Genomic DNA, 11,853 nt, shown 5'->3' on the forward strand with positions numbered 1-11,853 from the left:
CGATCGTGCTTCTGCTGTACCGCAACCGGGCGTCGGTGAACATCGACGAAGCCGACCTGATGAAGTACTGATGCGCGCCGCGACCGCGCGGCGTCACGCCGCCGTGCCGCCGATGCTCACCGCCCACCCCACGACCGCACCGTCACCGGTGCCGGCGCAGGAAGGAGTCTGACGCATGGCGCAGTACGCGTGGCTCGTCCCAGTGCTGCCCGCGGTGTCTGCGCTGATCATCTGGCTGGTCGGCAGACGGCTGGCCAAGGGCGGCGCGTTGGTCGGCATCGCCGCGGTCGGCCTGGCCTTCCTGATCGCGATCGGTGTCGCGGCCGAGGTGTTCTCCGCCAACGTCGACGCCACTCTGGCGGCCGAGGCCCACCACGGGGAGGGCACCGGCACCGAGGAGGAGCACGGCAGGGAGGGGGCGGCAGAGGAGGGCCAGGCCGCCGCCGGCGTCGAGGTCGCCTCGACAACCGACGCGCTGATCGCCACCGCGGAGGATCAGGCCGAGGGTGCCGTCGAGCTGGCGGCCGGGACCGGGGCGTTCCTCTACGAGGCCGGCACGGACATCACCGGCATGGAGCAGGCACCGTTCGACGCCGGCATCCGCGTCGACGGGCTCACCGCGATGATGTTCCTGTTGGTCACCTTCGTCAGCCTCATGGTCCAGATCTACTCGCTGGGCTACATGGAGGGTGACTCGCGCTTCACGTGGTTCTACACGATGCTCAGCATCTTCACGATGTCGATGCTGCTCCTTGTCATCACCAACAACATGATGCTGTTGCTCGTCGGATGGGAGCTGGTCGGGGTCTGCTCGTTCCTGCTCATCGGCTTCTGGTGGGAGGAGAAGGTCAACTCCGACGCCGCGATCAAGGCGTTCCTTACCACGAAGTTCGGCGACGTCGGCCTGGTCGTCGGCGTCGTCACGCTGTGGGCAATGTTCCGCACGTTCAACATCGGCGAGATCATCGCGATGGTCGGCGAAGGCACGCAGGCCGGCGGCGCCGCGCTGGACAGCGGCCTGCTGACGTTCGCGCTCGTCGCCATGTTCATCGGCGCGATCGGCAAGTCGGCGCAGTTCCCACTGCACACCTGGCTGCCCGACGCGATGTCCGGCCCGACGCCGGTCAGTGCGCTCATCCACGCCGCGACCATGGTGACGGCCGGCGTGTTCCTGATCGCCCGGCTCTACCCGATCTTCCAGGAGTCGGCGACCGCCCAGGGCGTGATCGCCGTCATCGGTGCGATCACGTTGCTCTCCGCCGGTCTGCTGGCGCTCGTGCAGGACGACGTCAAGCGCGTGCTGGCCTACTCGACCGTGTCGCAGCTGGGCTACATGATCGCGGGCCTGGCGTTCAGCTACACCGCGGGCATCTTCCACCTGTTCACCCACGGGTTCTTCAAGGCCCTGCTGTTCCTCGGCGCCGGGTCGTTGATCCACGCCGTGCACTCCAACAACATGAGCGACATGGGCGGCCTGCGGAAGTCCATGCCCTACACGTACGCCACGTTCGTGATCGGGTCGCTGGCGCTCATGGCGATCCCGCCGCTGGCCGGGTTCTGGTCGAAGGACGAGGTGCTGGTCGCCGCGTTCGATGCCCGTGGCTACACCGGGAACCTGGTCACGATCCTCGGGGCCGTGGGCGGATTCGTGACGGCCCTGTACATGACCCGGACGCTGTGGCTGGTGTTCGGCGGGGAGTACCGGGGACACGGCCACCCGCACGAGAGCCCGACCACGATGACCTGGCCCCTGGTCGCACTGGCCGTGCCGGCCGCGGTGATCGGGTTCGTCAACCTGCCGTTCCCGGGGCTCCACGAGCGCGGGTTCGCCGCATGGACGATGTTCTCGACCGAGTACTTCCTCGCGCACCCGGCCGAGTTCAACATCCTGGTCGCCGGCGTCTCGACGTTGTTGGCTCTCGGCGCCGTCGGCCTGGGGACCGTGTGGTACCGCGAGGCGCCGTCGCTCGAGCGTGACCCGCTGCTGAACATGGGCGTGGCCACACGCGCGCTCGAGCGCAAGTACTACCTGGACGACCTGTACACCGACCTGATCGTGCGCACGGCCATCCGCGACAAGTTGGCCGCCGCCGCGTACTGGAGCAATCAGCAAGTCATCGACCGGACCGTCTACGGCGTCGGCGTCGCCGTGAACCGTCTGGCACGGTACGTCTACGACATCGGCGACCAGAAGGGCATCGACGCCGGAATCAACGGCCTGGGGCTGTCGACGATGTGGTCGTCGGCGAAGGTCCGGTTGGCTCAGAGCGGCAACGTGCAACTCTACGCCGGCGCCATGTTCACCGGCGTGGCGGTGCTCGCCATCGTCTTCGCGGTCGCCTGACGGCCGCCGGGGAACCGGTCCCACCGGCATCGACGACACGACAGACCCAAGCAGCAACCAGCGGTAGGCACGGACAACCTCAAGCAGCGACAGCGGTAGGTCACGGAAAGGGAACGAAGCCACATGAGTTGGGAAAGCTCAGCGCTCACCATCACGGTGTTCCTGCCGCTCGTCGGCGCGGCGATCATCGCGCTGATCCCCAAGGAGCGGGAGGAGAGCGCGCGGCCCGTTGCACTGATCGTGTCGGCGATCGGCTTTGCGCTGTCGCTGCTGATCCTCGCCGGCTACGACTTCGGCGCGCGCGGCCTGCAGTTCGTGGCCGACACCTCGTGGCTGTCGGTCATCGGCGCCAACTACCACGTCGCGATCGACGGCATCAGCCTGCCGCTGTTCGCCCTGAGCTACCTGCTGACGTTCCTGTGCAGCGTCTACGCCTACAGCTACATCGAAGATCCCGGCAAGCCCAGGGCGTTCCTGGCGCTGATGCTCGTGCTGCAGACCGGCATGGCCGGCACGTTCATCGCCTTCGATCTGGTCCTGTTCTTCATCTTCTGGGAGCTCGTGCTGGTCCCGATGTACTTCATGATCGGGATCTGGGGTGGGCCCAACCGCATCTACGCCGCGATCAAGTTCTTCCTGTACACGCTGTTCGGCAGCGTCTTCATGCTCGTGGCGTTCCTCGCGATCTACTTCACACTGCCGGAGGCCGATCGCACCTTCGACATCGTCGCGTTGACGGACCTCGCGGCCGCTGGTGCGTTCACCCGGGAGTTCCAGGTGCTCGCGTTCACCGGCGTCTTCCTGGGCTTTGCGATCAAGGTGCCGATGTGGCCGTTCCACACCTGGCTCCCCGACGCGCACACCGAGGCCCCGACAATCGGCAGCGTGCTGCTGGCCGGCATCCTGCTGAAGATGGGGACCTACGGGTTCGTGCGGATCGCACTGCCGATCCTGCCGGACGGCGCCGTGGCGTACGCGCCGATCATTGCCGTGCTGAGCGTGATCGCGATCCTGTACGGCGCGCTGTGCTGCCTGGCGCAGCGTGACCTCAAGCGCCTCATCGCCTTCAGCTCGGTCGGGCACATGGGCTTCGTGATGCTGGGCATCTCGACGCTGACGCCGCTCGGGATCAACGCCGCCGTCTTCGGCATGGTCGCCCACGGCGTGATCACCGGGATGTTGTTCTTCGTGGCCGGCAGCATCAAGGAGCGCTACCACACCCGCGAGATCGCCGAGATCGGCGGGGGGATGTTCCAGACGATGCCGCGGATGGGTGCGATCTTCGCGTTCGTGGCGATCGCCAGCCTGGGGCTGCCCGGGCTCGCGGGCTTCTGGGGCGAGATACTGGCGCTGCTCGCCGCGTTCTCGCCGGCCCCGGTGCTGGAGCCCTACCTCGGGCTGTACCGGGTGCTGATGGTGCTGGGTGCGCTCGGGACCGTGCTGACCGCCGGCTACTTCCTGTGGATGATGCAGCGCGTGATGATGGGACAGGCGCCCGACAAGTGGGAGGATGCGTCGCTGCCCGACGTCTCGCCGCTCGAGCTGGGCGCCTGGCTGCCGTTGCTCATCATGACCGGGCTGCTGGGCGTGCTGCCGGTGTTGGTGACCGGCATCACCGACTCCGACGTCAACCGCATCATGCAGGTGTTCGTCTAGGAAACCGCCGGCGATGACCAGTCCTCAGACAGCGAAGCGGTAGGACACATGACGAGTCCTCAGACAGCGAAGCGGTAGGACACATGACCAGTCCTCAGACAGCGAAGCGGTAGGACACATGACAGACGTGACCACGGTCGACCTGTTCGCGCTGGCACCCGAGCTGTCGGTGTTGACGGGAGCGCTGCTGGTGCTGCTGATCGAGCTGTTCATCCCCTCCGATCGCAAGCGTCAGGTCAACGCGATCGGCGTCATCGCCGTCCTCATCGGCCTGGCGTTCGTGATTGCGCTGGCGCTGTCGGGCGGCGACCGGGCCGCCTTCGGCAGCATGTTCGTGGTCGACACCTACGCGTTGCTGCTCAAGGGCTTCTTCTTGTCGGTGGCCCTGGTCGTGTTGTTCATCTCGTACCGTTACTTCTCCGAGTTCCGGACCTACCAGGGCGAGTACTACTTCCTCCTGCTCAGCGCGTTCCTCGGCTGCATGCTCATGACCTCGGCGCGTGATCTGGTGATGATCTTCATCGCGCTGGAGCTGGTCAGCGTGCCCGGCTTCGTCATGGCGGGGCTGCGCAAGTTCGACCTGCGCTCCAACGAGGGCGCGATGAAGTTCTTCCTGATCGGTGTGCTGTCGGTCGCCGTCCTGCTCTACGGCCTGTCGATCGTGTACGGCTTCACCGGCACGACCGACCTCGTCGGCGTCGCCGAGCGGCTGCGCCAGCTGCCGGACATCCCGCTGCTCAACGCGAGCATCCTGTTCGTGATCGTCGGGTTCGGCTTCAAGGTCTCGGCCGTGCCTTTCCACTTCTGGGCGCCCGACACCTATGAGGGCGCCCCGGTGCCCGTGACCGCGTTCCTGTCGGTGGCCAGCAAGGCTGCGGGCTTCGCGGGCCTGCTGCAGGTCTGCTTCGTGGCGTTCGAGCCGGTCGCCGACGTCTGGGCGGTGCCCCTGGGCATCATCGCGGTCGTGACGATGACGGTCGGCAACCTGACCGCCATGTCGCAGACGAACATCGTGCGCCTGCTCGCGTACTCGTCAATCGGCCACGCCGGCTACATGCTCGTGCCGTTCGCGGTGGTCAGCGCCGGCGCGACCGACCTCAACCGCACCGCGTTCGCGGCGGTGCTGCTGTACCTGCTGGCCTACGGGATCATGAACATGGGGGCGTTCGCGGTCGTCACCGCCGTGACCCGCGGCGACCCAACGCGCGAACTGACCGACTACGCCGGCCTGGGGCAGCGCTCGCCCGCCATGGCGTTGGCACTGACGATGGCACTGCTGTCGCTGGGCGGCCTCCCGCTGCTGGTCGGCTTCTGGGCGAAGTTCTTCGTGTTCCGCGCCGCGGTCGTGGCCGAGACGGGCTTCGGCGTCTTCCTGGCGTCCGCCGTCGTGGTCAACTCGGTGATCGCGATGTTCTACTACCTCAAGATCCTGCGGACGATGTGGATGGACGAGCCCGTGTCGGACGCCGAGCTGCAGCCCGGCCTTGCGTTGAACGTCGCAGCCGTCGGTCTGACGGTCCTGACTGTCGGCGCGTTCTTCGCCTTCGACCTGTTCGCCCGCGCCGCCGAACTGTCGACGGTGATCGTCGCCGCGTCCGGCTGACCTCGGCCACCGTCACGCGTGCCCAGGTGGGTCTCCGTCTACCGGCGATGCGTGTGGCAGTTGGTGCCGGGGTGCCGATGCGCGCTGCCACGGTCGGATGCGTGTGGCAGTTGGTGCCGGGGTGCCGGTGCGCGTTGCCACGGTCGGATGGGTGAGCCTTTACCCCGGCTTGACGGCGCCGTGGGGGTTCGTCGACGCCAAGGGTGACCGCATTGGCTACGGTTGTGGTTGGAGGGTCAGCCGGAGTCCGGCGAGCGGCTGGATCCGCAGAGAAGCTGACGGGACGATGTTCAAGTCACTCAAGACTGGTGTGCTGCTGGCTGCACTGTCGGGCCTGCTGCTGTTCCTCGGTCAGACGTTCTTCGATCAGACTGGGCTCATCATCGCGCTGGGTCTTGCGCTGGCGATGAACATCGGCAGCTACTGGTTCTCCGACAAGCTCGCGCTCAGGATGGCCCGCGCCGAGCCGGCCAGCCCGCAGCAGTACCCCTGGTACCACGAGCTGGTCAGCAAGCTGGTGCAGAAGGCGAACCAGCCGATGCCACGGCTGTATGTCTCGCCGTCGCCGCAGCCCAACGCGTTCGCGACCGGGCGCAACCCCCAGAACGCGGCCGTGTGCGTGAACAAGGGGCTCATCGACATCCTCGACCGCGACGAGATGGAGGCCGTGCTGGCCCACGAGCTGTCGCACGTCTACAACCGCGACATCCTGATCGGCAGCGTCGCGGCGACCATCGCGACGGCGATCACGTTCGTCGCGCGCTTCGGGTTCTTCTTCGGTGGTGGTCGCGACGGCCGCGACAACCCGATCGCCAGCCTGGCCATGATCTTCCTGGCACCGATCGCCGCGATCATCCTGCAGCTCGCCGTGACGCGCAGCCGCGAGGTCCAGGCCGACACCAGCGGCGCGGAGCTTTCCGGCAACCCGTTGGCGCTCGCCAGCGCGCTGCGCAAGCTCGAGGCGGCCGGTAGGCAGCTGGCACGCCAGGGCGTCGGTGGCACGCCGGCCGAGCAACCGACGTCGGCGTTCAGCTCGCTGTACATCTCGGCGCCGTTCGGTGGGCTGGTTCGCGGTGGCATGAGCAACCTCTTCCGCTCGCACCCCAGGACCGAGGACCGGGTGCGCAACCTCGAGTCGATCGCCCGCCGGATGGGGCAGATCGCCTGACCGTCGGGGGCGGACGAACACCGCAGTCGGCGCACCGTTGACCGCGCGCAGCCCGATCCGGGGAGACCGGGTCGTGCTGCGCCCGGTCGTCGCAGCGGACCTGCCGTGGCTGAAGACCGCGGTCTCGAGCCGGCCGCCGCGGTCCACTGGGACACCGGCGACGGCGCCGCCTGGATCGACGGGCTGCTCGACGACGACGAGGTCGCGCCATACATCATCGAGTCCGGCGGCCGGCCCATCGGCTACGCGCAGTGGGGTGAGGAGGACGACCCGGGCTACCGCAGCGCGTCGATCGATCTGTTCCTGGTGACCGACGCGCACGGCCACGGATACGGTCGCGAGGTCGTGCGGACCTTAGCGACGTGGCTGATCGGTGAACGTGGCCACCACCGGATCGAGATCGACCCGTCAGCGGCGAACGCACCCGCGATCCGCTGCTACGAGGCTGTCGGCTTCAGGCCGATCGGCATCGCGCGCCGCCGCGAGCGCGCGGCGGACGGCACATGGCACGACTCCCTGCTGATGGACCTGCTGGCCGAGGACCTCGCTGACGCGCCCGGTCGGGTGCGTGGGTGACGCCCGACCACGATCGCTCCCGGGACGGCGCCGAAGGGCCGCGCCAGCCGATCACCTGGCGGGTTCGCCGCACGCCCGGCCGGTCATCGCAGTGCGCGACGGCCGCGAACCAGGAGTGGCTGCCACCGCGTCGTCCATGTGCGCCGTGATGCCGGCGACGACCGGGCGCCAGCGCGGGAGCGCGACGAGCGGCCCCAGCGCGGCGACGGTCGACGCCGTCAGCGCGACGCGCTGCCACCACCGCCATCGGTCGTGCAGGGTGAGCGCACCGCCATGGCCCGGTCATGACATCGCGAACGTGCTCACTTGTAGTTGGTGAAGCGCAAGGGCAGATCCTGGTCGTTGGCGCGCAGCAGCGCCTGCACCTCCTGGAGCGCGTCGCGCGACTTCGACGAGATCCGCAGCTGATCGCCCTGGATCGCGGGCGTGACCTTCAGCTTCGAGGCCTTGATCTGCTTGACCATCGCCTTGGCCTTGTCGGTCGGGATGCCGTTGACGAGGCCGATCTCGAGGCGGTAGTTGCCGCGCGAGCCGGGCTTCGGCTCGTCGTACTCCAGCGCCTTCAGGCTGACCTTGCGTCTCACCAGCTTCGACTTCAGGACATCGAGAGCGGCCATGACGCGCTCCTCGGAGTTCGCGCCGACCACGATGCCCTCGCCCGACCACGCGACGGTCGCGCCGGTGTTCTTGAAGTCGTAGCGCTGAGCGATCTCCTTGGCCGCCTGGTTGACCGCGTTGTCGACCTCCTGGCGGTCGACCTCGGCCACCACGTCGAAGCTGTTGTCGGCCATGCGCTGACTCCTCGGTCCTCGCGGGTTGGGTGCCTCCACGGCGGCCGTCGCACGGTCGCACGTGCAGCGGTGCGATCTGCTCCTCAGACGGGCGTGCCACGTCCAGGCGGAGGATCCACCGGCGGCACGTCGGTACGTGGTGGGAGAAGGATTCGAACCTTCGAAGGCTGAGCCGCCTGGTTTACAGCCAGGTCCCTTTGGCCACTCGGGCATCCCACCCAGGCCGGAAGCCTAGGTCGTCGTCGCCCTCGTCTGCAACCCGGATCGCGGGGGTCACGCGCCCGTGCGGAGCTGCGATCCGCCGCCGCCACGACCGTCGGGGTCGGCAGTGGCCATCCTGCCGGGCACGGACGCCGTGGCCAGGCGGCGCAGCAGGGTCGAACCATCGTTCGCGGCGAGGTCGAGCAGCCGGGGGTCGCGGGCACCGCGGGACCGCGCGATCTCGAGCCGGAGGGTGGCGAGCTGCCGCCGGCGCTGGAACGGTGAGCTCGTCAGCCGGACGCTCTGCAGCGCGGCCGCAGGCGTGACGCTGAGGCGCTGGACGAGCCATCCGGATCGCGCGACGACCGCGTCGCCGTGCGTGGCCCACCCCAGCGCGCGATAGGACGCCAGAGCGGCCGGCACGACGAGCGCCGCGGTCGAGAGGCCGACCAGGCCGAGGGGCCACCCGACCGGGACCAGCGTGGCGCCCGTCACGACGACTGTCGCGAGCGCCGCGCGTACCAGGCGCCGGTCGCGGGCACCCCGTGGCATCGGCGTCAGCGTCACCGCGTCGACGTCGGCGATGTCGAGCAGCTCGCCGACGAGCCGCAGTGCCTCGTCGCGGCTGCCGATCGGCAGCAGCGTGCTCGTCATGTCGGCGTCGTCACCCGCCCGGCCGGCGATGACCATCTTCACCGCGGCCAGGCCCAACGCCCGCCGCAGCACGTTCTGCTCGACGGTCAGGCTCTGCACCCTCGCGATCGGCACCGTGTCGCGGCGCTCGTCGAGCACCCCCCGGTGAACGCGCAGCAGCTCGCGGTCGCGGCGGACGGTGAAGTCCCAGTAGACGACCGCGGTCGCCAGCACCGACAGCACGAAGGCCACCACGATCCCGAGCACGGCGAGCCCGAGTGCCGCGATCAGCCCGAGCCGCTCGGGCGCGGACAGCGCCGCCTCGGTCAGCTGCTCGCCGAACGCCTGCTGGGCCACGCCGATGATCGCGGCGGCGACGCCGACCCGCCCGCCGGTCAGCCCCGCGAGCAGCAGGTGGCGCGGTGAGCAGTGGGCGAGCACCGTCCCGGGTGGGGTGTCGGCGACGGCGGCATGGGCGGGGGAGCCGTCCACCCCGGAAGGCGTCGCCATGGCCGTGGTGGGGTGGTCGGCGCGCTGGAGCAGCGCGTGCTGGACGCGCCGAGCGAGCTCGACGTCGAGAGCGTCGAGCTGGCCCTCGGTCTCGGACCCGCCGATGGCCTCGACGCGCAGGCCGACGACCCCAAACGCGCGGTGCTGGATCTTGCGCACGGTCTGGACCGCCTGGATGCGCGCGACGGGGATCACCCGCCGCCGACGCTGGAACAGGCCGCGCTCGATGACGAGCTGCCCGGGCTCGATCCTCCAGGTGAAGCGCAGCCATCGCACCCACGCGCCGACCCCGACCAGGACGAGGACGATCAGTCCGAAGGTGCGCTCGATGGTGTTCGAGGCGATCACGACAACAGCGAGCGCGCCCAGGCTGCGCAGGAGCCACACGGCGATGACGCTCGGGTGCAGACGGCCGCCGAGCCCGGGTGCCTCGGGAGACCCGGCCGCGTCGTCGGTGGTCGTCGGTCCCGTGGCCGGCGCATCGTCAGACATCGCGTGCCGAGGTCCGCACGTGGGCCAGGCGCTCACGCAGGGCCTCGGCCTCGTCAGACGCCAGGCCCGGCAGTTGGCCGGAGGTCCCCGGTGCGGCGGTGTGGACGATCAGCTGCGCCAGACCGAACATGCGGTCCAGCGGTCCCTGCGTGGTGTCGACGAACTGCAGCCGGGTGTAGGGGATGACGCTGGTGCTGCGCCAGATGACGCCCCGGCGGATCCACAGGTCGTCGTCCCGCAAGGCGAACCGCCACCGACGGTAGCGTAGCCAGGGCATGACGACGGCGAGCGGCGTGCCGAACACGAACACCACCAGGGCGGGCAGTCCACCCCAGCCGTCGTTCAGCAGGAGGCCGGCCGCCAGGGCTGCGAGCAGCACGATCACCAGCACCAGTGCGCTGGCCGTCCACCACAGCAGACGGACGCGCGGATCCAGCGGACGCAGGGCGACGGTGGCGTCGTCGTGCGGCGCTGTCATCACACTCCGCGCAGGTTGCGGCGCCTGATGGGGACCTTCATACTGTCGTTCCATCCGCCCCCCTAGCTCAGTCGGCAGAGCGTCTCCATGGTAAGGAGAAGGTCAACGGTTCGATTCCGTTGGGGGGCTCGGCCTGGCACGGTGGCACGCGGATCGCGACGCCGCCCACCGGGCCGACGACCCGGATGTGCAGGTCCTCCCGGCGGCGTAGCTCAGAGGTAGAGCAAGCGGCTCATAATCGCTGTGTCGGTGGTTCGAGTCCACCCGCCGCTACGAGACCGACCTCGAGTGGCAACCGCGGTAGGTCACGAGCACGTATGATCGCTGCGCATCCGCCATACACCCACAAGCAACAGACGTTGAAGGGACGCTGTCATGGCCAAGAGCAAGTTCGAGCGGACCAAGCCGCATGCGAACATCGGCACCATTGGCCACATCGACCACGGCAAGACGACGCTGACGGCGGCCATCACCAACGTGCTGCACAAGCACAACCCGAATGTGTCGTTCACGCCCTTCGAGCAGATCGACAAGGCGCCGGAGGAGAAGGCGCGCGGCATCACGATCTCGGTCGCGCACGTCGAGTACGAGACGGAGAACCGTCACTACGCGCACGTCGACTGCCCCGGTCACGCGGACTACGTCAAGAACATGATCACCGGCGCTGCGCAGATGGACGGCGCGATCCTGGTCGTGTCCGCCGCCGACGGCCCGATGCCGCAGACGCGGGAGCACGTCCTGCTCGCCCGCCAGGTCGGCGTGCCGTCGATCGTGGTGTTCCTCAACAAGGCCGACATGGTCGACGACGAGGAGCTGCTCGAGCTCGTCGAGCTCGAGGTCCGCGAGCTGCTGTCCACCTATGAGTTCCCCGGCGACGACATCCCGGTCATCACCGGCAGCGCGCTGGGTGCGCTCAACGGCGAGGAGGAATGGGAGCAGTCGGTGCTCGACCTGATGGCGGCCGTCGACGACTACATCCCACAGCCCGACCGTGACGTCGACAAGCCGTACCTGATGCCGGTCGAGGACGTGTTCTCGATCACCGGACGCGGGACCGTGGTGACGGGCCGCGTGGAGCAGGGGATCGTCAAGGTCGGCGACACTGTCGAGATCGTCGGGATCCGTGACACGACGAAGACGACGGTCACGGGTGTGGAGATGTTCCGCAAGCTGCTCGACGAGGGGCGTGCGGGTGACAACATCGGTGTGCTGCTGCGCGGGACGAAGAAGGACGAGGTCGAGCGTGGGCAGGTCCTGGCACAGCCCGGGTCGATCACCCCGCACACCAGGTTCGAGGCCCAGGTGTATGTCCTGGGCAAGGACGAGGGTGGCCGGCATACGCCGTTCTTCAACAACTACCGGCCGCAGTTCTACTTCCGGACGACGGACGTGACGGGCAGC

At 68.6% G+C, this 11,853-nt stretch carries 9 protein-coding genes and 3 tRNA genes; 8 read left to right on the top strand and 4 right to left on the bottom strand.

Annotation, left to right across the window (positions count from 1 at the left end; translation table 11 throughout):
• The first annotated feature begins 175 nt into the window (after nucleotides 1-175).
• The 5 genes from nuoL to VK923_14210 all read left to right on the top strand — a co-directional run bounded on the left by nuoL (nucleotide 176) and on the right by VK923_14210 (nucleotide 7,347).
• The gene (nuoL, locus tag VK923_14190; GenBank protein HSJ45827.1) at nucleotides 176-2,344 is read left to right on the top strand and encodes an NADH-quinone oxidoreductase subunit L; all 2,169 of its coding nucleotides are present in this window, start codon (nucleotides 176-178) and stop codon (nucleotides 2,342-2,344) included.
• 123 nt (nucleotides 2,345-2,467) lie between these two features.
• Nucleotides 2,468-4,000: an NADH-quinone oxidoreductase subunit M gene (locus tag VK923_14195; GenBank protein ID HSJ45828.1), complete on the top strand. Its 1,533-nt coding sequence runs from the start codon at nucleotides 2,468-2,470 to the stop codon at nucleotides 3,998-4,000.
• A 118-nt stretch (nucleotides 4,001-4,118) separates the two neighbouring features.
• Nucleotides 4,119-5,603, top strand: coding sequence for an NADH-quinone oxidoreductase subunit N (locus VK923_14200; GenBank protein HSJ45829.1), 1,485 nt, complete (start codon nucleotides 4,119-4,121; stop codon nucleotides 5,601-5,603).
• Between the two features lie 286 nt (nucleotides 5,604-5,889).
• Nucleotides 5,890-6,771 (top strand): M48 family metalloprotease, encoded by an 882-nt coding sequence (locus tag VK923_14205; GenBank protein HSJ45830.1) that lies wholly within the window; start codon nucleotides 5,890-5,892, stop codon nucleotides 6,769-6,771.
• Nucleotides 6,772-6,876: 105 nt separating this feature from the next.
• Nucleotides 6,877-7,347 (top strand): GNAT family protein, encoded by a 471-nt coding sequence (locus VK923_14210; GenBank protein ID HSJ45831.1) that lies wholly within the window; start codon nucleotides 6,877-6,879, stop codon nucleotides 7,345-7,347.
• A 302-nt stretch (nucleotides 7,348-7,649) separates the two neighbouring features.
• Here the strand turns inward: VK923_14210 and VK923_14215 are convergent, their stop codons facing one another.
• The 4 genes from VK923_14215 to VK923_14230 form a co-directional block, all read right to left on the bottom strand.
• Nucleotides 7,650-8,138, bottom strand: a complete 489-nt coding sequence (locus tag VK923_14215; protein HSJ45832.1) for a YajQ family cyclic di-GMP-binding protein — start codon at nucleotides 8,136-8,138, stop codon at nucleotides 7,650-7,652.
• Between the two features lie 137 nt (nucleotides 8,139-8,275).
• Nucleotides 8,276-8,357: transfer RNA gene (locus VK923_14220), tRNA-Tyr, on the bottom strand.
• Between the two features lie 54 nt (nucleotides 8,358-8,411).
• On the bottom strand, nucleotides 8,412-9,974 hold the full coding sequence (locus VK923_14225; protein HSJ45833.1) for a PH domain-containing protein: 1,563 nt from the start codon (nucleotides 9,972-9,974) through the stop codon (nucleotides 8,412-8,414).
• Nucleotides 9,967-10,452 carry a PH domain-containing protein gene (locus tag VK923_14230; GenBank protein HSJ45834.1) on the bottom strand — a complete coding sequence of 162 codons (486 nt, stop codon included), beginning with the start codon at nucleotides 10,450-10,452 and terminating at the stop codon, nucleotides 9,967-9,969. The genes VK923_14225 and VK923_14230 overlap by 8 nt, the downstream gene beginning before the upstream one ends.
• A 56-nt stretch (nucleotides 10,453-10,508) precedes the next feature.
• On the opposite strand from VK923_14230, the gene VK923_14235 reads away from it, so the two are divergent.
• The 3 genes from VK923_14235 to tuf form a co-directional block, all read left to right on the top strand.
• A tRNA-Thr gene (locus VK923_14235) sits at nucleotides 10,509-10,581 on the top strand.
• A gap of 72 nt (nucleotides 10,582-10,653) precedes the next feature.
• Nucleotides 10,654-10,725, top strand: a tRNA-Met gene (locus VK923_14240).
• Between the two features lie 102 nt (nucleotides 10,726-10,827).
• Nucleotides 10,828-11,853 (top strand): elongation factor Tu (gene tuf, locus VK923_14245; protein HSJ45835.1); only part of this gene is annotated, 1,026 nt, incomplete at its 3' end.

The sequence above is a fragment of the Euzebyales bacterium genome, from assembly GCA_035461305.1.
In the GTDB taxonomy this organism is placed as follows: domain Bacteria; phylum Actinomycetota; class Nitriliruptoria; order Euzebyales; family JAHELV01; genus JAHELV01.

Excerpts from the sequence above, each read along its gene's own strand:
- VK923_14200 (HSJ45829.1), top strand. The coding sequence starts at position 4,119 with ATGACAGACGTGACCACGGTCGACCTGTTCGCGCTGGCACCCGAGCTG.
- VK923_14205 (HSJ45830.1), top strand. The coding sequence starts at position 5,890 with ATGTTCAAGTCACTCAAGACTGGTGTGCTGCTGGCTGCACTGTCGGGC.
- nuoL (HSJ45827.1), top strand. The coding sequence starts at position 176 with ATGGCGCAGTACGCGTGGCTCGTCCCAGTGCTGCCCGCGGTGTCTGCG.
- VK923_14215 (HSJ45832.1), bottom strand. The coding sequence starts at position 8,138 with ATGGCCGACAACAGCTTCGACGTGGTGGCCGAGGTCGACCGCCAGGAG.
- VK923_14230 (HSJ45834.1), bottom strand. The coding sequence starts at position 10,452 with ATGACAGCGCCGCACGACGACGCCACCGTCGCCCTGCGTCCGCTGGAT.
- VK923_14195 (HSJ45828.1), top strand. The coding sequence starts at position 2,468 with ATGAGTTGGGAAAGCTCAGCGCTCACCATCACGGTGTTCCTGCCGCTC.
- VK923_14225 (HSJ45833.1), bottom strand. The coding sequence starts at position 9,974 with ATGTCTGACGATGCGCCGGCCACGGGACCGACGACCACCGACGACGCG.